Source organism: Rhizobium anhuiense, from assembly GCF_003985145.1.
Classification (GTDB): domain Bacteria; phylum Pseudomonadota; class Alphaproteobacteria; order Rhizobiales; family Rhizobiaceae; genus Rhizobium; species Rhizobium anhuiense.
Genome location: NZ_ML133522.1, coordinates 641,049 through 658,058 on the forward strand (window position 1 = coordinate 641,049; position 17,010 = coordinate 658,058).

The 17,010-nt window shown below is 61.6% G+C and carries 20 protein-coding genes; 12 read left to right on the forward strand and 8 right to left on the reverse strand.

All coding sequences use genetic code 11. The annotated features are described in order from the left end of the window. Nucleotides 1–380: 380 nt before the first annotated feature. The 4 genes from EEQ99_RS09195 to EEQ99_RS09210 all read left to right on the forward strand — a co-directional run bounded on the left by EEQ99_RS09195 (nt 381) and on the right by EEQ99_RS09210 (nt 2,940). Nucleotides 381–932 carry an alpha/beta hydrolase gene (locus tag EEQ99_RS09195; RefSeq protein WP_127430267.1) on the forward strand — a complete coding sequence of 184 codons (552 nt, stop codon included), beginning with the start codon at nt 381–383 and terminating at the stop codon, nt 930–932. 165 nt (nt 933–1,097) lie between these two features. Then, a complete protein-coding gene (locus EEQ99_RS09200) occupies nt 1,098–1,790 on the forward strand; it encodes a type 1 glutamine amidotransferase domain-containing protein (RefSeq protein WP_028757268.1) in 693 nt (230 codons plus the stop codon). A gap of 149 nt (nt 1,791–1,939) precedes the next feature. Beyond that, nucleotides 1,940–2,353: a GFA family protein gene (locus EEQ99_RS09205; protein ID WP_127430268.1), complete on the forward strand. Its 414-nt coding sequence runs from the start codon at nt 1,940–1,942 to the stop codon at nt 2,351–2,353. A gap of 143 nt (nt 2,354–2,496) precedes the next feature. Next, complete coding sequence (locus tag EEQ99_RS09210) at nt 2,497–2,940, forward strand: SRPBCC family protein (RefSeq protein WP_003560606.1); 444 nt, start codon at nt 2,497–2,499, stop codon at nt 2,938–2,940. 47 nt (nt 2,941–2,987) lie between these two features. Here EEQ99_RS09210 and EEQ99_RS09215 read toward each other — a convergent pair whose 3' ends face one another. Then, entirely contained in the window at nt 2,988–3,920 is a 933-nt protein-coding gene (locus EEQ99_RS09215) for a hypothetical protein (RefSeq protein WP_127430269.1), read from the reverse strand. A gap of 179 nt (nt 3,921–4,099) precedes the next feature. Continuing rightward, entirely contained in the window at nt 4,100–4,273 is a 174-nt protein-coding gene (locus tag EEQ99_RS34505) for a hypothetical protein (RefSeq protein WP_088930348.1), read from the reverse strand. Between the two features lie 219 nt (nt 4,274–4,492). Here EEQ99_RS34505 and EEQ99_RS09220 point away from each other — a divergent pair, with 219 nt between their 5' ends. Both EEQ99_RS09220 and EEQ99_RS09225 read left to right on the forward strand, forming a co-directional pair. Then, nucleotides 4,493–4,693 carry a hypothetical protein gene (locus EEQ99_RS09220; RefSeq protein WP_028757271.1) on the forward strand — a complete coding sequence of 67 codons (201 nt, stop codon included), beginning with the start codon at nt 4,493–4,495 and terminating at the stop codon, nt 4,691–4,693. Between the two features lies 1 nt (nt 4,694). Beyond that, nucleotides 4,695–4,904, forward strand: coding sequence for a hypothetical protein (locus EEQ99_RS09225; RefSeq protein ID WP_028757272.1), 210 nt, complete (start codon nt 4,695–4,697; stop codon nt 4,902–4,904). Nucleotides 4,905–5,002: 98 nt separating this feature from the next. Here EEQ99_RS09225 and EEQ99_RS09230 read toward each other — a convergent pair whose 3' ends face one another. Continuing rightward, on the reverse strand, nt 5,003–5,893 hold the full coding sequence (locus tag EEQ99_RS09230) for an SDR family oxidoreductase (RefSeq protein ID WP_063475174.1): 891 nt from the start codon (nt 5,891–5,893) through the stop codon (nt 5,003–5,005). Between the two features lie 91 nt (nt 5,894–5,984). Here EEQ99_RS09230 and EEQ99_RS09235 point away from each other — a divergent pair, with 91 nt between their 5' ends. Beyond that, on the forward strand, nt 5,985–6,809 hold the full coding sequence (locus tag EEQ99_RS09235; protein WP_127430270.1) for a helix-turn-helix transcriptional regulator: 825 nt from the start codon (nt 5,985–5,987) through the stop codon (nt 6,807–6,809). A 2-nt stretch (nt 6,810–6,811) separates the two neighbouring features. On the opposite strand, the gene EEQ99_RS09240 is transcribed toward EEQ99_RS09235, so the two are convergent. Then, entirely contained in the window at nt 6,812–7,015 is a 204-nt protein-coding gene (locus EEQ99_RS09240; RefSeq protein ID WP_125853736.1) for a hypothetical protein, read from the reverse strand. Here EEQ99_RS09240 and EEQ99_RS09245 point away from each other — a divergent pair. Together EEQ99_RS09245 and EEQ99_RS09255 are read left to right on the forward strand one after the other, a co-directional pair. Beyond that, nucleotides 7,014–8,555, forward strand: a complete 1,542-nt coding sequence (locus EEQ99_RS09245; protein ID WP_127430271.1) for an Ig-like domain-containing protein — start codon at nt 7,014–7,016, stop codon at nt 8,553–8,555. The two genes, EEQ99_RS09240 and EEQ99_RS09245, sit on opposite strands and share 2 nt — an antisense overlap. A gap of 544 nt (nt 8,556–9,099) precedes the next feature. Further along, complete coding sequence (locus tag EEQ99_RS09255) at nt 9,100–9,312, forward strand: hypothetical protein (protein ID WP_047611710.1); 213 nt, start codon at nt 9,100–9,102, stop codon at nt 9,310–9,312. Between the two features lie 124 nt (nt 9,313–9,436). Here EEQ99_RS09255 and ftsZ read toward each other — a convergent pair whose 3' ends face one another. The 3 genes from ftsZ to EEQ99_RS09270 all read right to left on the reverse strand — a co-directional run bounded on the left by ftsZ (nt 9,437) and on the right by EEQ99_RS09270 (nt 12,809). Beyond that, nucleotides 9,437–10,456 carry a cell division protein FtsZ gene (ftsZ, locus tag EEQ99_RS09260; RefSeq protein ID WP_012758070.1) on the reverse strand — a complete coding sequence of 340 codons (1,020 nt, stop codon included), beginning with the start codon at nt 10,454–10,456 and terminating at the stop codon, nt 9,437–9,439. Between the two features lie 317 nt (nt 10,457–10,773). Continuing rightward, complete coding sequence (locus EEQ99_RS09265) at nt 10,774–12,144, reverse strand: sensor histidine kinase (protein ID WP_127430272.1); 1,371 nt, start codon at nt 12,142–12,144, stop codon at nt 10,774–10,776. After that, nucleotides 12,141–12,809: a response regulator transcription factor gene (locus EEQ99_RS09270; RefSeq protein ID WP_063475171.1), complete on the reverse strand. Its 669-nt coding sequence runs from the start codon at nt 12,807–12,809 to the stop codon at nt 12,141–12,143. The genes EEQ99_RS09265 and EEQ99_RS09270 overlap by 4 nt, the downstream gene beginning before the upstream one ends. Nucleotides 12,810–12,950: 141 nt before the next feature. On the opposite strand from EEQ99_RS09270, the gene EEQ99_RS09275 reads away from it, so the two are divergent. From EEQ99_RS09275 to EEQ99_RS09295, 3 genes are all read left to right on the forward strand, one after another. Next, entirely contained in the window at nt 12,951–13,439 is a 489-nt protein-coding gene (locus EEQ99_RS09275; RefSeq protein ID WP_097542254.1) for a hypothetical protein, read from the forward strand. 68 nt (nt 13,440–13,507) lie between these two features. Continuing rightward, entirely contained in the window at nt 13,508–13,921 is a 414-nt protein-coding gene (locus tag EEQ99_RS09280; RefSeq protein ID WP_047610598.1) for a hypothetical protein, read from the forward strand. A gap of 795 nt (nt 13,922–14,716) precedes the next feature. Further along, a complete protein-coding gene (locus EEQ99_RS09295; protein ID WP_210294331.1) occupies nt 14,717–15,865 on the forward strand; it encodes a hypothetical protein in 1,149 nt (382 codons plus the stop codon). Between the two features lie 86 nt (nt 15,866–15,951). Here the strand turns inward: EEQ99_RS09295 and EEQ99_RS09300 are convergent, their stop codons facing one another. After that, complete coding sequence (locus tag EEQ99_RS09300; protein ID WP_047610596.1) at nt 15,952–16,938, reverse strand: aldo/keto reductase; 987 nt, start codon at nt 16,936–16,938, stop codon at nt 15,952–15,954. Between the last annotated feature and the right edge of the window lie 72 nt (nt 16,939–17,010).

A 17,010-nucleotide genomic window follows, 5' to 3' on the forward strand; every position in this document is an offset into this window, starting at 1 on the left:
GATCGATGGTGTCGAGCGGACCAGAAACCGAGGGGGCGAAGGCTTGGCCATGCTGCGTCCGACCGGTAGGCTCCTAAGGTGCAAGCCATTTTTGTTTTTCGTCTTCCTTTCAAGCGGGACTCCCCATCGACCGTCGACAGATGATTCCGCTCGATTTGCAATGTGGAAGCTAGAGGCTTGAGGGATTATGAGAAAGACAGGTCGTTCTTTTTCTACTGAATTTGTGGAAAATGTTTCGTCCACGGCTCTCGCAGACAGCTGACTTTTTCGTGGCGATAGGTGGCAACCTCATGTGTCCATCTATCTCTCAGGTCGGACAGTTTGGGCGTGGCCGCGGCTGCAATCTTGTCTGCCTCTGCTATGGGGAATAGGCTGACGGGATGATCAAACAGGTTCTCTTTGTCCAAGGCGCCGGCGAAGGCGTTCATGACCACTGGGACAACAAGCTCGTGGCGAGCCTCGAGCGCGAGCTCGGTGGAAATTATGTTGTCCGCTATCCCCGAATGCCCGGCGAAGACAATCCCAGCTTCTCTGCGTGGAAGTCTGCGCTGATGAGGGAATTCGCCTTGTTGGAAGATGGCGCAATGCTCGTGGGCCATTCGTTCGGCGGCACCATCTTGATGCATGCGCTTGCCGAGCAGCCGCCGACACCGAGGTTGGGCGGGCTATTTCTCATCGCCGCACCCTTCATCGGCGAAGGCGGATGGCCGAGCGATGACATCGGCGGTGCCGAGGATTTCTCGGGGTCCCTTCCGCCCGGCCTTCCCGTCCATCTCTATCATGGGATTGATGACGACGAGGTGCCGACGGCTCACGTCCATTTCTACGCGAAAGCGATTCCGCACGCCGTGGTGCGCACGCTCGAGGGCAGGGATCACCAGTTCAATGATGACATGAGCGAGGTCGCCTGGGACATCCGTTCGTTGGGTTAGGCTTCTGCTCAGACAATTCTAGCAAACACCACGCGGGAAAGCTTGTTTCCCAGCGCAGCCGCTCTATGTCCTCTCCCGTTTCAGCATGAGATCTGCAGGCAGTATTCACCGTAAAACCGGGCGCCGACGGCGTTGTCCGCCGGCCGGCTTTGAAGGAGCTGAGCAATGAAAATTCTCATGGTTCTAACATCGCATGATCAACTGGGAAACACCGGCAGGAAGACGGGCTTCTGGCTCGAGGAGCTCGCCGCCCCTTACTTTGTTTTCCGTGGCGCCGGAGCCGACATCACGCTCGCTTCGCCGAAGGGCGGCCAGCCTCCACTCGATCCGAAGAGCAACGAGCCGGCCTTCCAGACGGAAGACACGCGGCGGTTCGAGCGCGACCAGGCGGCAACGGCTGCGCTCGCCAACACCTTGAGATTGTCCGACATCAACCAGGCGGACTATGACAGCGTGTTCTTCCCCGGCGGGCACGGTCCGCTTTGGGATCTGACGAACGACCGCAACGCTCTGTCGCTCATCGAGGATATGCTCGCGGCGGGAAAACCCGTGGCGCTCGTTTGCCACGCACCAGGTATCCTGACGAATGTGAAGGCGCCGGATGGAAAGCCCATCGCCAAGGGCCGGACGGTCACGGGTTTCACCGATTCCGAAGAAGAGGCGATGCACCTGGTCGAGGTCGTTCCCTACCTGCTCGAGGATGTATTGAAGGAGCAGGGCGCAAAGTTTTCGAAGACGGCGGATTGGGGCGTGCATGTCGTCCAGGACGGCCTGCTGATCACCGGTCAAAACCCGGCTTCGTCAAAACAGGGCGCCCGGAGGCTTCTTGAGGCCTTGAGAAAGCAGGACGCGGCTTAAGGGCTTAAGCCCTGGGCACGACGGCTGCCCTGGAGGTCGAGATCTCCTCATTCGGCTTGTGCCGACGCCGGCCGCAGGTGCGTCTCGACGACGTCTGCAGCACGGCGGCGGCGAGCCAACGTTCAAACACGGGATGAAAGGCGCCTGACATGATGGGGAAATATACGGGACAATGCGCTTGCGGCGCGGTGAGATTTGCCTTCGACACCGACCCGAACTTTGTCGCCAACTGCCATTGCCTGGACTGCAAGAGGGCAACGGGCGGCGAGGCCGCCACGTTCTTCGCCGTACCGCAGGATGATTTCACCGTGATCAGCGGTAGCCCGAAGGCGTTTCACTATGTCGCCGATTCAGGCAAGGGGCTCGACCGCAATTTTTGCCCGGATTGCGGCGCCAGATTGTTCAGCAGCAACCTGGAGAGCTTTCCTGGCCTCGTCTTCGTGACGCTCGGCAGTCTGGATCGGCCCGAGCTCATCAAGCCGGGAGTCGAAATGTTCACCAAGCGGCGGCTCGCCTGGGCAAGGCCGCTCGATCTTCCACAGTTCGACGGCATGCCCGGCTGAGCCGCGACGCAAACCGCTGCACAGTTTTGCGCGACATGCTTTGAGCAATTTTTCTTGAAGAAAAGTTCCATCCGGTGTCGGATCGATCAGCCCACGCCCGTCCTAGGTTCGTCCATTCCGTCCATTCAAAAAGGATCACGACCATGCCGAGTACCATACGCCTGCACCGCGTTCTGGCGACCAGCCCGGAGAAAGTCTACCGCGCATTCCTGGAGGCGGACGCGCTTGCCAAGTGGCTTCCGCCGAACGGCTTCCTCTGCACCGTGCATCATTCGGAGCCGGTTGTCGGCGGCACGTTCAGAATGTCTTTCCGTAACTTCACGACGGGCAACAGCCACGCCTTCGGCGGCGAATATCTGGAGCTCGTCCCAGGTGAACGCCTGCGTTACACCGACAGGTTCGACGACCCCAACCTGCCTGGCGAAATGGAAGTCACCGTGACACTGAAAAAGGTCTCGGTCGGCACCGAGGTGGACATCGTGCAGGCCGGCGTGCCTGACGTCATTCCGCCCGAGGCTTGTTATCTCGGCTGGCAGGAGTCGCTGCGAAACCTCGCCAGGGTCGTCGAGCCCGACATCCAGGAATAGTCCAAGATCGCGCTGGCCGGGCGGCAACCGCCCGGCACCAGCCGACATCAATGACTGCCGATGCCGCGTTTCGCGAGCGCGTTGCGGGCGGCCGCAGCGCCCCAGTCGTCGGAAAGATCCTGCCCTTCGATCTCGGCTTCGGCGATCGGCGTTGCCCGGATCAGCGGCACCGAGCCGAAAGGCAGGCCGTCGATCCGCCCGGGGGCCTGGCTCAGCATGATCCGGCTCATCGGGCTATAATCCTCGGTCAGCCGGCAGAACAGGATGGCGCCGTGTTTCTCGACATCGCGGGCGACGCGATAGCCGTCCGCCACAAGGTCGCCGATGTTGATCAGCAGGTTTGCCCAGTTTTTGATCCCCTCCGCATTCAGGGTCGCGGGGCCGAATTCCATGAAGAGTTCGCATTCCACGCCGTTCTCCGGCTCGGATATGCCGGCCCAAGGGGTCGACAGCCCGTCGGTGGCAAGCGTCAGCCTGTCCGGCGCCTGGATGGCGAGGATGCGGCGATGCGGGCCGAACCATTTCGTCTGGGCGTGAATGTTGGCCGTTCCGCGCTCGGCCGCAAAGTTCTGAAGCACTGTACCGCGGCTCTGCCAGAAGACGCGCCGCGCAGCGGCTGCGGTTTCGTAGATCGGGTCGTCGGGGGCGCGCGGCACGATCGTCCGATCATAACTGGTTTGGAGCGTGATCTCTCCCCGCATGAAGGGAAACTTCGGCTTCTTCCAGCGTATTAGCACCTTGTTGAAGCGAGGCACCCCTGATGCACCGAGCTTTTCGACGACTTCGGAGATGATATCGAGCGGATGCCTGGAGGCCTCCGGGACATGGTTTCCTTCGGCATCGCGGTAACCGCCCGTCCGGGACGAGTGCCCCGCCTGCATCGTGGTGGCAGTCCATTCGCCACTGACCGCGCCCGCCGGCGCCTTGCCGAGAGCCGGCGCAAGTTCCCGGATCGCATCGTCAATCGAATAGGATGCCACGTCGCCCCTCAGCCTTCGCCCAAAGATTGTATCCCTCGCGGCCGCTCTGCCCGCGAGCAGAAGCTAGAGCGGAGGCGTCGCCGATCAATAGCGAGGTGGAGTGGCGCGAGCAGAGGAGGCGCCCAGGTCCCTGGGCGCAGGAGAAGTTCTTTTACTAGGTGAGGTAAGGTCCGCTGCGCCTATTTGCTTCCGTCGTTCGGCCGCGCCTTGGCGCTGTCGTTGCTGGTCGACGAGGCGGTCTTTCCATCCGGTTGCTGCCCGAAATATGTGCCGCCGAGATGGCCGCCGGCGCTGGTGTTCTTTACCTGCCGTTCGGCGCGTTTCTGGAGTTCACGAACGTTGGTCTTGCTCATTTTCGGCTCCATGTTTGAGGTAGACCTCTGGTCAACCAATGGCGGACAACACGGTTCCATATTTTTTGCGGAGGGCGGGGCCGGGTAGCGGGTTGGGCCTGCTCACCTCTGCTGCGCCAAGCTTGCTTTCGAACGACAGGGCGGCTCACCGGGGAAGAATTCCCGCGGGAACACTTCCTGATCTTTTCGGTTTCCCCTGTTCAACAAGGAGAAACGAAGATGGGCATGACGACACCGAAAGACGGCGCCCCCGGCACCACCGATCAGTCTCCCCGCTGGGAAGGGCCGAAGGGAAATAAACCTCGCGGCTATATGAAGGCCAAGGACGATCCGGATCGCGATCGCGACGCGCATGGCGAAAACAACCGCGATCCCGAGACGAAGACTCTCAGCGATGCGCTGAAGCAGAAGGGCCAATGACATGGCTGATCCCAAAAAAGACGCAGCCGGCCAGTTCGCCAGATCCCAGGCCGACCGGAAAAGCAGCGGTGTGGCCAGCGCCAAACCGACCGTGATCACCGGCTCGGAAGATGCCACGGTGAACAAGAACCCGCCCGGCAAGAAGAAGTCCGGGAAGGATTGGGATATCAACTACGATCCCGCCGCTAGGAACGAGAGCCGGTCGCACTAGCTCCGGCTGTCGCTGCTTCTCCTCACGAGCCAAGCCGCGAGGCATTTCCGTTTTCTCCAGTCAGGGAAATGCTCCAGTTTCATATGTGGACACTGTTCCTACCCACCGAAATAGGCCGGATGGTCGATATCGGCGAGGAGGCCGGGCTGCTTTGGCTCCCAGCTGAGCAGCGCGCGGGTATGCTCGCTCGATGTCGGGACGTCGAAGCCGGCGAACATGCCAAACCAGCCAAAATGCTCGGCCGCTTCTTCCCGTGAGAGCGAGACAGCGGGCACATCGAGCCGCCGGCCGATGACCTCGGCAATCTGCCTGAAGGGAACTCCCTCTTCTGCGACTGACAGGAACGGGCCACCGACAGCGCCGCGCTCCAGCGCCAGCCGATAGAGCCGGGCGGCATCGAGCCGGTGCACGGCGGGCCAGCGGTTCTGCCCTTCGCCGATATAGGCCGAGACTCCCGTCCGCCGGGCCAAATCGATCAGGATCGGCACGAAACCATGATCGCCATGGCCATGTACTGACGGCGGCAGCCGGACGGTGGCGGCCCGCACGCCACGCGCGACAAGCGATATCGCGGTGATTTCGGAGGCGCGAGGGTAGGTCTGCGACGTTGGCATGGGCGGGTCCTTCTCGGTGCCGGTGCGCCCCGGCGCATGGCCGAGGCCCGCCGTCACCAGCAGCGGCCGGCCGGAACCTTGGAGGGCTTCGCCCAGCGCCTCGATGGCGCGCCGGTCGGCGGCGCAGTTCTCGGCAAATTTCGAGAAATCATGATTGAAGGCCGTGTGGACGACGCCATCCACCTCTGCCGCGCCGCTCTTCAGGCTGTCCAGGTCGTCGAGCGTGCCGCGATGGACCTCGGCACCGGCGGCGGCCAGTTGATCCGCTCCCTTGTCCGAGCGGGTGAGGCCGAGCACCTTGTGGCCGGCGGCGATCAGTTCATCGACGACGGCCGAGCCGACCCAGCCGGTGGCTCCAGTGACGAATACGCGCATGTGATATCTCCAGTTTTTGCCGGAGACACATATCGGCCCTGCCTATATCATGGTAAAGTAGTGACATTATCATGGTATAAAGGCTAACAGGATGGGCGAATTCGTCACCTCGGACAATCGGCTCGGTGCCTATTTGAAGGGGCGCCGCGTCAGGCTCGATCCCGCTGTCTTCGGCTTTGCGGGGGAGCGGCGGCGCACGCCGGGTCTGCGGCGCGAGGAGGTCGCGAGCCGCGCCAATATCAGCCCGACCTGGTACACCTGGCTGGAGCAGGGGCGTGGCGGGGCGCCGTCTGCCGACGTGCTCGACCGGATCTCTCGCGCGCTGATGCTGACTGATGTCGAGCGCGAGCATCTCTTCCTCATCGGCCTCGGTCGACCGCCCGAGGTGCGTTACCACAGACAAGAGGGCGTGACGCCGAGGTTGCAGGGCGTGCTTGATGCGCTGGACCCGAGCCCGGCGCTGATCCGCAACGCCATCTGGGACGTGATTGCCTGGAACAGGGCGGCGACGGTGCTTCTAACCGATTACGGCGCGCTGCCGCCGGAAGAGCGCAACGTGCTGCGCTTCATCTTCCTCGATCCGCGCGTACGCGCCGCTCAATACGACTGGGAAAGTGTCGCTCGCTTCGTCGTCGCCGCTTTCCGCGTGGATGCGGCCCGCGCGGGTGCCGCGGCCGAGGTCGAGCCCCTCGTCGACGAACTCTGCCGCAAGAGCCCCGAATTCCTGGCGATGTGGCGCGACAACGACGTGCGCAGCCACGGCGAGGGCGCCAAGCATATCCGCCACCCCATCCTCGGCCCGCTCGCCTTCGAATATTCCGCCTTCCAGGTGGACGGGCGGCCGGATCTCAGCATGGTCGTGTACAACCCGGCGACGGCGGAGGATGCGGCGAAGATCAAGGGATTGGTGGGGTGAGGCTAGGGCAATTCCGTGACGCCTTTAGGCGCGGCATCTTCCGTCGTCCCTAGTGGTTTGGTGTGCAACCCATAAAGCGAAGCATTCATGGCAAAGCTGTGAAAATCTAAAATACTACCTTTGCTGGAAAATTCGTTGACCGTCCCAGTCTCTGCTGCTTTCTTTCCGATAGGCCAAGGCGAATGGGTCTTGAAGGAGATATCCATGACAGAGCTTGCAAAACCTGTGACGGTCGACGATGTCAGCAGCGCTTCCGAGAATGACGTGATCTCAGGCAATCTGCTGGAGAATGATCTGGCCGGGGGCTCCGGCAACATGTTTCTCAACTTCTTCGACGGCGAGAGAGTTCTTGCCAAGAGGGACGGGCAGGTCACCGATATCGAGGGTGAATACGGCACGTTCCACGTCAAGGCCGACGGCTCTTACACCTATACGCTGAACGAGACCGCCAAGGCGGGTTTCCTCCAGGGAATGACGCTGACGGAGACGATCGGCTACAAGATCTCCGACGGTGCCGGCAACACCGATGTCGGCCATTTCACGCTCGACATTCACGGGGTCACGAGCCCGCCGGTCGCGGTCGACGGCGCCTTTTCCTTCCGCGAAGGAAGCGAGATGGCCGGCAACGTGCTCGCCAATGATCACGCGGGAGAGGCCGGCACGCTCTTTCTGCGCTCGGTCGAGGGCACCAGCATTCCTGCCGGTCAGGGGCAGGGGCAGACGACCGACGTGGCGGGTGAATTCGGTATCTTCCATTTCGCGGGCGATGGAAGCTTCACCTACGATCTCAATCCGGCCGTCAAGGCGGGCCTCGACGATGGCGAGCATGTCACGGAGAAACTCCAATATTACAAGGTCTCCGACGGCGCCGGTCACGCGGATGCCGGCGTGATCACCCTGACCGTCGACGGCGCGACGGACGGGAAGTCGTTGAACACCAATCATGTCGAGGTCCAGGCGGATGTGGTGCGCCCCTTCCTGGATCATTACGAACTCCAGGGAGTCGCGGTCGATCCGCTAACGGGCAAGTATTACGTCAGTTCCGGCCACGGTTTCCCGGATGATTCCATGGTGAGCGTTTACGACAACGCCTCGGCATTTGAAGCCGGCAACGCCAGCGGCGCCATCTCCCTCGGCGACTATGACAAGGGCGAATATGACGTCGGCGGAACCTATTTTTCGGTCCGTGGAGGCGAGATCATCGGAAGAACCAACGAGGCGAGAAGCGAGGAGGACCCTTTCCCCGATCAGACCTATCTTGCAAAATGGGATGCCGCCGACGGATCTCTCGATCAGAAGGGTGCTTCGATTCCCGGCCTTATCGGCAAGAATGGCGCGGGTACGTTCGACTGGGGTGGATTCACGACCGTCAATACGATGCAGGATTCGATCGGCATTTACGTCGTCGGCCGCATCAATGATTCCACCTGGCAGGTCTCGAAGATCGACCCCGAAACGTTGAGCCCGATCGAATCCAAGACCTTCGCGGCGGGCGGGCTCGGATACGGCTTTGCCGTCGACGGCACGTTCTTCTTCGGCGATTCCTCCAGCAGCGAGCATATCGGCACGGCCTTCGACTTCGAAACCGGGGTCAAGACAACGGTTGACGTCAACATCGCCATACCGGGAGACGACCTGATCACCAACGTGGTCTATGACTCAGCGGCGGATAATCTTTACCTCACCAACACCGGGACCGACGAAATCGCCGTGGTGCATAATATCTCGGACGTTTTGTTCGCCTAGCGCATCGGCCCGAAAATCGGAATCGATTTTCGGAAAGCACAATGCGAGGATTGAAAGTGTTAGAGCGTCCTTTGTGCGTCCGAAAGGACGCACGGCGCTCTAATGGGCCTTACCGCTCGAATGCCGACGCCGCCCCGCCCGTTCTCTTCACGGCGGGGCGTTTAACGGCGTGAGGCGCGGATGCGGGCAGCGGGCTGCCTTCGAGGCCGGTCGCTACCACTGAAACGCGGAACTTGCCGTCGAGGCTGCGGTCGGAAATCGCCCCGACGTATGCAGTCTTGCCGTTCCGGACAAGGCCGCTTTCCAGCAAGTACGAGGCGTCTCCGGCTGTCCTTGCAGCAAGAGCGGCGGGGCGTGCGGAACATGGATGGCGGCCGATGCCCTCAGCCGGCCGCGTGGACCGGTTTCGGCCGATGATTTGGAACCATGATCCCGCAGTACTGTTTAACTGGAAGGCGCGGAAGCGCCGATAACGGGGATGCCGATTGCCGGCCAACCCGGTAATGACGATCGGCCTTTCGGTTCGCCTATGGAGGAATACAACATGCAAACGACCCGATCGAAAGAACTGGCGGACGAATACCTGCGGCTTGGCGGCAAACGGCTGGCCAAGATCGATGACAATATCGTTAAAATCCGCCACTGGGAGGATGACACGCCGGAGGCCGAGGCCTTCTGGCAGGAGCACATCGAGCCGCTGGATGACAAGCGCCGCGTAGAGGTCGAAACGCACCTTCCCACGATCAACGACAGGTGATCGCGAATCAACGATCGGTGATCGCAGCGATTTCCCCGGAGCGCATGACATTGAAGCGCGACAGCGCCGCGCGTCTGAAAAGACGTGGCAGGCTGTCGTGCTCGGATATGTCGCGCCGCTGCGCTTACTGCAGCGTGCGCGTCTGGATCTGCTCGGCGGCGTGAGGCGCGGATGCGGGCAGGGGGCTGCCTTCGAGGCCGGTCGCTACCACCGAAACGCGGAACTTGCCGTCGAGGCTGCGGTCGAAGATCGCCCCGACGACGATATCGGCGTCTTCCTGCACTTCGTCACGAATGCGGCTTGCCGCCTCGTCCACTTCGAACAGCGTCATATCCGAACCGCCGGAGATCGAGATCAGCACGCCCCTGGCGCCCCTCATCGAGATGTCATCCAGAAGCGGGTTGGCAATTGCTGCTTCCGCCGCCTTCATCGCGCGGCTCTCACCGGAGGCTTCGCCGGTACCCATCATCGCACGGCCCATGCCTGACATGACCGACTTCACGTCGGCGAAATCGAGGTTGATCAGGCCTTCCTTGACGATCAAATCGGTTATGCAGCCGACGCCGGCATAGAGCACGCGGTCGGCCGTCATGAAGGCATCGGCGAACGTTGTTTTTGCATCGGCGATGCGGAAGAGGTTCTGGTTGGGAATGACGATGACCGTATCGGCCGCTTGGCGAAGCGCCTCGATGCCGATTTCCGCCATCCGCATGCGGCGATTGCCTTCGAAGGTAAAGGGTTTGGTGACGACGCCGACCGTCAGGATGCCGGCGGCACGCGCAGCGCGGGCGATGACGGGTGCAGCACCCGTGCCCGTTCCACCGCCCATGCCGGCGGTGACGAAGCACATGTGCGAGCCGGCCAGGTGATCCATGATCTCATCGAGCGACTCTTCGGCCGCCGCATGGCCGACCTCCGGCAACGAACCGGCGCCGAGACCCTCCGTCACATTCGCGCCAAGCTGGATGCGGCGCGTCGCCTTGGAGGTGGCCAGCACCTGAGCATCCGTGTTTGCGGCGACGAATTCGACGCCTGCCAGCTTTTCCGCGATCATGTTGTTGATCGCATTGCCGCCACCGCCGCCGACGCCAATGACTGTAATATGCGGCCGTAGTCCAGAAATGCCGCTCTTGGCGTCCGTCATCGCGCTCTCCTTTGATGCTTCGTTCATGCCCACCCTCGTTTGCGGACGGCGAATCGGGCGTCAGGATACGCGAGCAACAAGGCAGAGGCGAGGCGAAAGACGTCTCGGATGGAGCGGAGATGGTCGGGAAGGGCCCCCAGCTGGTGCCTTTCAGGGAGGGAGCATCATGCCGAGAGCTGACAATTATGCTTCAAGGACAGGCCGTGAAGGTAGCTTGCGGCGATATTGTTGAAAAAATCGCCGCGTAGGGTTTTGTTTTACGCCTCTCGGAATGAAATTGCGCTGTGACTCCATTTCTGCATCGACGCAGAAGAAACCTACAGCCTCGATCCCACAGCCACCGGCAAACACAATACACACCGCAAGCCCGCCGCCTCATTCGCCTCTAGCACCAGCGAGCCGCCGTAAAGCCCCGCGAGTTCATTGACGATGCTGAGTCCGAACCCGTTGCCCGGGACATGTTCGTCCTCGCGCACACCCGGCAGCAGCACAGCGGCGAGGCGGTCCGGGGGGATGCCGGGGCCGTCGTCCTCGATGGTGATGCGGGCGATCGGGCCGTCGCGGCGGGCGCGGACGATGACGCGCGCGGAGGCCCATTTGAAGGCGTTGTCGATCAGGTTGCCGAGCATTTCCTCGACATCGCTTTCGTCGCAGGCGACCCGAAGGCTCTCTGATATATCGGTGTCGAAGGCGAGCTTGCGCTCGGCATGAATCTGGCCGATCGCCCGATGCAGATCGGTGATCGCTGCCGCCACGTCGGTGCTGGCGACATTGTCCGAGGAGGCCATCACCCGGCGGGCGGCGGCGAGATGATGTTTGATCCTGTTGTCTATCCGGGCTGCGAGGCCGCGTAATGCGCCTTTGGGGTCGTTTTGCTCGTCGAGCGCCAGCAGCAGGCTCGCCACCGGAGTCTTGAGGCCGTGGGCGAGGTTGGCAAACTGCATGCGCGTTGCCGCAAGCCTCTCTTCGTTGGCCTCCAGCAGCGCATTGGTTTTCAGTGAGAGCGGCGCAAGTTCGACTGTCGCCTCATCGGGTAGGCGGCCGCGCTCTCTCCGGTTGATGGCATCGATATTAGCCGCCATGGATATCAGCGGGCGCAGGCCGAAGCGGATCTGCCAGAGCGTGCCGGCCATCAGCACGAGGCCGAGCAGCAGCATGCAGGGCACCAGCCAGAAGAGGGCGCGCAGTGCCGGGCCGACGAGGGCGATCATCGGCGCCGTCGCGGTGATCGTCAGCGTCATTCCGTCGATGCTGCGGATGGCCTGCCGAAGATAGAGCGGTCCTCTTCCGCGATCACCGCCCATGCCTGATGTCGGCATGCCCATCAGCACATGGCGCAGATCCTGCCGGGGTGGCGGCGCGTCTATCGTGCCGTTCATCAGGGAGCGTGAGGTCAGGCGCTGCTGTCCGTCATCGATCTGCCAGTACCAGCCGGATGAGAGGCGATCAAATGGGGGCGCATCGAGCGGTGCGGAGAGGGCGAGCCTTCCCCCAGCGTCACGCGTCACCGCGCTGGCGAGGGCGCCGATCTGAATGTCCAAACGCTGGTCGACCTGCTCGCGCACCACAGTCTTCAGCGCCAGCCAGAGTACGATGGCGGCGACGACAAGCGCCAGCGTCACGAAGATGCCGGAAAACATCAGCAGCCGGCCGGCGATCGATCTCGGCTTGACGGACGGGGCCTTCATGATGCCGCTGCTGCCGTCAGCATATAGCCGCGGCCGCGCACCGTTTCGATGCTGTTGGCCCCGAGCTTCTTGCGCAAGCGGGCGATGATGACCTCGATGGAATTGGAGTCGACTTCGGCATCACCGTCATAGACGCGCTCGGTGAGTTCGCGCCGGTCGACGATCATTCCCTTACGCAGCATCAAGCAGGAGAGCACCCGCCATTCCAGCGCCGTCAGCTTCAGCGGCAGGCCGTCGAGCTCGAAGGTGCCGAGTTGGGCATCGAAGACCAGCGCGCCGCAGACAAGGCGCGAGGCGGCGTGACCGGACGCCCGGCGCACCAGGGCGCGCAGGCGCAGCACCAGTTCCTCCACCTTGAAAGGTTTGGCAAGGAAATCGTCGGCGCCGGCCTTGAAGCTCGAGACCTTGTCCGGCCAACCGTCGCGCGCCGTCAGCACCAGAACCGGCAGGTTGCGATCACCCTCGCGCCATCCCTTCAGCACGCTGACGCCATCGATCTTCGGCAGGCCGAGATCGAGGATTGCGACATCAAAGAGTTCGGTCAGTCCCGCATGGAGAGCGTCCTCGCCGTTGCGCGCAATATCGACGACGAAGTTTTCCGATCGGAGCACGGCGGCGATCCGGCCGCTCAGGTCTTCGTCATCTTCGACGAGTAGTACGCGCATGGGCAGGGCTTTCATAGGGCATCGCCGGGGACGGACCAAAACTATCGGGCCGAGCTTAACTCAATCTGAACGGAGAGGTTCAGGCAGGCGAGGGGGTGTCGCGGTTAGATTGCGGCCATTACTGAAGCAAGGAGCAGATATATGCCTGATGAAAACCAGGACAACGGACATCCCGAAGGTGCCGCCGCGCCGATGCCGCCAGGACACCGCCGGCGCCGGCTGGCGATCCCTGTCATATCAGCCGCAGTGGCGCTTGTTATCGGTGCTGCCGGTGGTGCCGGCGCCGTGAAGATGATGCGTCCCACGCCCGAAATGGCGCCGATGACGCCGGTGGCGATTTCGACCATGCCGGTATCGAGCCTCGTCACCATCAAGGGCAAGGTCGCCGAGATCTACGGCAACAAGTTCGTGCTGCAGGACGACAGCGGCAAGGCGCTTGTTGAGACCGGTCGGGCCGGCGAGGGTGGCGCACTCGTCACCCAGGATGAGGCCGTCACCGTCCAGGGCCGCTTCGACGACGGCTTTGTGCATGCGAGTTACCTCGTTCGCCAGGACGGACGAACCGAAGCGCTGCGTCCGCCGAAAGGTCCTCCGCACAGACGGTTTGCAGATTTCGATCACAGGCCGTGACGGGCGTGAACCAAAGCCGCGCTGCGGTGTTAACAGACACGCCTCATAACTCCGAAAGGAACGTTTCCATGCAACGACTTCTGCTATCAGGCCTTGCCCTTGCCGCACTGGCCGGCACCGCCTTCGCCCAGCAGCCGCCGGCTCCGCCATCCGCCGCGACTCCGCCCGCAGCGGCTGAACCCGGCTCGCCGCCTCCGCCGCCGTCTCCGTCCGCTCCTGATGACGATGAGCAGATGACGGACCGGCCGGACGCGAGGCCGGGAGATCGCCCGGATTTCCGCTGGCATGGTCGGAGAGGCGATATGGGCTTCCGTGGCTTCCGCGGTCATCGCCCGCCACCGCTACCGCCATCGAAGGCAGCGCATTTCCGGATCGAGGATGGAAACACCCGGATCGATCTGAAATGCGCCGAGGACGAACCGATGAAGGCCTGCGCGGATCTGCTGCTGCAGGTGATGGACCGCCTGCAGGGGCAGGACTGATCATCCGCACTTGAGGCGGATGCCGCACGATAATGCAACCGTCCGCGTTTTCTCGCGGGCGGTTTAAGTTTGACGCGAACGCCGCCCCGCTCTTCGTCATGTCAGGCCTTGTGCCGAGGATCTGCGGCGCCGGATGCAGATGCTCGGGACAAGCCCAAGCATGACGGAAGAGCGGTTGGCGCGTCCTCTCGCAGGTGGTTTTGTGACTTTCTCGGAGGTGATGGCTCGATGTGGCAGACCGCCACCCCCATCTCAACAGCCTGCTATTGCATGACGCTCACGTTCAACACCATCTCCTTGATCTCCCCGTCTCCAACAGGGAACCTGACAACGAACCTGTCACTGCCGATGTAGCCTGGCTTTGATGTATAATAACCAGCAACGCCTCCCACCTTGACCGTCCGGCATTTTGCCAGTTTTCCCTTTGCTTCGTGGGGAAATATCGGTTCATGGACAATCTGGAGACGCCCATGCTTGGGCTGCTCGATGATATGCGTAGGCGGGTAATCGGCGAGGCTGCAATCGCTGTGGATACGCCAGACTTGGCCCGCTCTCGTCCTTTCACCACTGCGTACCGTTAATGATGCGGACTCGCGTCTGAAGCTGTCGGAGGTTGTCGTGCAGCTCGAAAGCGAAATCACCGCCGCTGCCAATATCGAATATGCAAAGATGCTTTTCACTTATAAACCCTCAACTTTTGCTTGAATGAATATTGGATTTTTCTTGAGAGTCAATCAGAGTGCAAAGCTTTGATTTGGCAGTTGTTCTGCTTGTAGACATTGGCGAGGTGCAATCTTGAAAAGACGGGTCGTGGCGTGGGTCTTCTTACTCGCGGGCGGCGCTGGGGTGCTTCCGGCCGGCACCAGTGATGCCGGCGGGGTCCCATTTTCCGCCAGCGGAAATGTTCCGGACTACAGGGCGTCGATGACCGTTCGAGAGGCCTATCATGAGCCGAAGGAATATTGGCGTTCGGTCGTCCATCACGATGGCTGGACCCGGGTCGAGGAGGTCATAAGCAATAGGACACGCATTGCCTATGGAAGCGCCCGCGATAACGTTTTGTTGTGGGCAACAAAGACCGGTGACGAGGACTTTACGGGGATCTTCATCGACAAGACCACGCCACGGGAAGCGAGGGACACCGGGGACGCGGACAATCAGGCTGGTGAAGCTTGCAAATGGTCGGAGATCACCCGCAAGGCCTCGCACAGTAGCACGTCCGAACCGCTCTGGCTCAGTTGCCTGTCAGGTGACGGCATTGAAATTGGCACAAGGGTATTGCTCAGTAGCAAGGAGCTCAAGGAGCCTATGACCGAAACGCAATTGGTCAAGCTCGAGCGAACACCTGTTGCCGATTCCGAAGTCCTGCCCCCGAAGAGGCTTTTCGACCCCGGGTTCTGGCTGAAGCCGCTCAGGTACTATCCGGACAGACCCGCCGCGCTCGTCGATTTTGAAGCCAGAATGGCGGGGATAGACTCAGACCTCAGAATATTCAGACATTATCCCTGGCAAGCTGAAGAGCGTCGCGGCAAGGACGGATCGGTGCGGTTCAAGGTTTGGAACGACCTCGAAAATCAGGGAATCAATGTCATTTACTCCAAGCGCGAATATAGTCTTCAAGCCTTCCGTTCACCGCTTGATCCCGCACGACCGTTCAATCAATTCGACGCTGAAACAGGCCATGCGGACATGAAACGTAGGGATAATCACCTTGGTGAATCCTGCGCCTGGTTCAACATGACGCCCGACGCGGCAGACGCGATCAGAATGGAATGTTTGACGCCGGATGGCGTGCCCCTGAAAGTGGAACTGCATTTCGGTATGGGGGACGGTGAATTCTACACCGCCGTCGAGGTCAAACGCCGTCCCGTCGACATCAACGAAATGCTCCCGCCGCGCGAATTGATAGAGCCGTCGGCATGGGGATTTACGGTTGACGACTGAAGGCGCCACTCCCTGCATCCATCGGACGCCGGCGCATTGAGGGACAAGGATGTTCGTGCTGTCGCATCGAACTCGGTGTCGTCGGCTCACCGCGTGACGCGGGCTGCCGACGTTGCGGAGTAGCGGTCGCCGTGGATCTCGATGCCTGAGAACACCGCGTCGATCTCAGCCAGTTCTTCCGATGTGAAGGTGATGTCGGCGGCGGCGATATTTTCTTCCAGCCGGTGCAGCTTGGTGGTGCCGGGAATGGGGACGATCCAGGGCTTGCGGGCCATCAGCCAGGCGATGGCGATCTGGGCCGCGGTCACCTTCCTGCGGCCGGCAATCGCCTCGATTGCATCGACCACCGGCTGGTTTGCCTTGCGGTTTTCGGCCGAAAGGCGCGGATTGGTCTTGCGGTGGTCGTTGCCGCCTTCGAAACTGGTGTTCTCATCCATCTTGCCGGTGAGGAAGCCACGGCCGAGCGGGCTATAGGGCACGAAGCCGATTCCGAGTTCTTCGAGGACGGGCAGGATTTCCGCTTCGGGGTTGCGCCACCATAACGAATATTCGCTTTGCAACACGGAGACCGGCTGCACGGCATGGGCGCGGCGGATAGAGCCGGCATCGGCTTCGGATAGGCCGAAATGCAGCACTTTACCGGCGCCGATCAGATCCTTCACCGTGCCTGCCACCTCTTCGATCGGTACTGCAGGGTCGACCCGATGCTGGTAGAAGATATCGATGCGATCGGTGCGAAGCCGCTTGAGGGCTTCTTCTGCGACCACACGGATGCGTTCCGGCCGGCTATCCAGGCCGACTTCCGGCCGGCCATCCTTGAAGCCGAATTTCGTCGCGATCACCACCTCATCACGGATCGGCGCCAGCGCCTCGCCGACAAGATCCTCGTTGGTGAACGGCCCGTAGGCCTCTGCCGTGTCGAAGAAACTCACGCCCCGCTCGTGCGCCGCCCGCAAGAGCGCAATGGCATCGCCGCGCTCCACCGCCGGCCCGCGATGGTAGTTCAGTCCCATGCAGCCGAAACCGATCGCCGATACATCAGGGCCTCTTTGGCCGAGCCTACGTTTGATCATGCGGATGTCCTCCTCAGGTTCGGTCGTAAGCTAAGGGCAAAGGCTGGTATCGATTAGCCGGTGATATCGGCA

Coding starts and splice junctions, on each gene's coding strand:
- EEQ99_RS09195 (WP_127430267.1), top strand. CDS start 381: ATGATCAAACAGGTTCTCTTTGTCCAAGGCGCCGGCGAAGGCGTTCAT.
- EEQ99_RS09200 (WP_028757268.1), top strand. CDS start 1,098: ATGAAAATTCTCATGGTTCTAACATCGCATGATCAACTGGGAAACACC.
- EEQ99_RS09205 (WP_127430268.1), top strand. CDS start 1,940: ATGATGGGGAAATATACGGGACAATGCGCTTGCGGCGCGGTGAGATTT.
- EEQ99_RS09210 (WP_003560606.1), top strand. CDS start 2,497: ATGCCGAGTACCATACGCCTGCACCGCGTTCTGGCGACCAGCCCGGAG.
- EEQ99_RS34505 (WP_088930348.1), bottom strand. CDS start 4,273: ATGAGCAAGACCAACGTTCGTGAACTCCAGAAACGCGCCGAACGGCAG.
- EEQ99_RS09220 (WP_028757271.1), top strand. CDS start 4,493: ATGGGCATGACGACACCGAAAGACGGCGCCCCCGGCACCACCGATCAG.
- EEQ99_RS09225 (WP_028757272.1), top strand. CDS start 4,695: ATGGCTGATCCCAAAAAAGACGCAGCCGGCCAGTTCGCCAGATCCCAG.
- EEQ99_RS09230 (WP_063475174.1), bottom strand. CDS start 5,893: ATGCGCGTATTCGTCACTGGAGCCACCGGCTGGGTCGGCTCGGCCGTC.
- EEQ99_RS09235 (WP_127430270.1), top strand. CDS start 5,985: ATGGGCGAATTCGTCACCTCGGACAATCGGCTCGGTGCCTATTTGAAG.
- EEQ99_RS09245 (WP_127430271.1), top strand. CDS start 7,014: ATGACAGAGCTTGCAAAACCTGTGACGGTCGACGATGTCAGCAGCGCT.
- EEQ99_RS09240 (WP_125853736.1), bottom strand. CDS start 7,015: ATGGATATCTCCTTCAAGACCCATTCGCCTTGGCCTATCGGAAAGAAA.
- EEQ99_RS09255 (WP_047611710.1), top strand. CDS start 9,100: ATGCAAACGACCCGATCGAAAGAACTGGCGGACGAATACCTGCGGCTT.
- ftsZ (WP_012758070.1), bottom strand. CDS start 10,456: ATGACGGACGCCAAGAGCGGCATTTCTGGACTACGGCCGCATATTACA.
- EEQ99_RS09265 (WP_127430272.1), bottom strand. CDS start 12,144: ATGAAGGCCCCGTCCGTCAAGCCGAGATCGATCGCCGGCCGGCTGCTG.
- EEQ99_RS09270 (WP_063475171.1), bottom strand. CDS start 12,809: ATGCGCGTACTACTCGTCGAAGATGACGAAGACCTGAGCGGCCGGATC.
- EEQ99_RS09275 (WP_097542254.1), top strand. CDS start 12,951: ATGCCTGATGAAAACCAGGACAACGGACATCCCGAAGGTGCCGCCGCG.
- EEQ99_RS09280 (WP_047610598.1), top strand. CDS start 13,508: ATGCAACGACTTCTGCTATCAGGCCTTGCCCTTGCCGCACTGGCCGGC.
- EEQ99_RS09300 (WP_047610596.1), bottom strand. CDS start 16,938: ATGATCAAACGTAGGCTCGGCCAAAGAGGCCCTGATGTATCGGCGATC.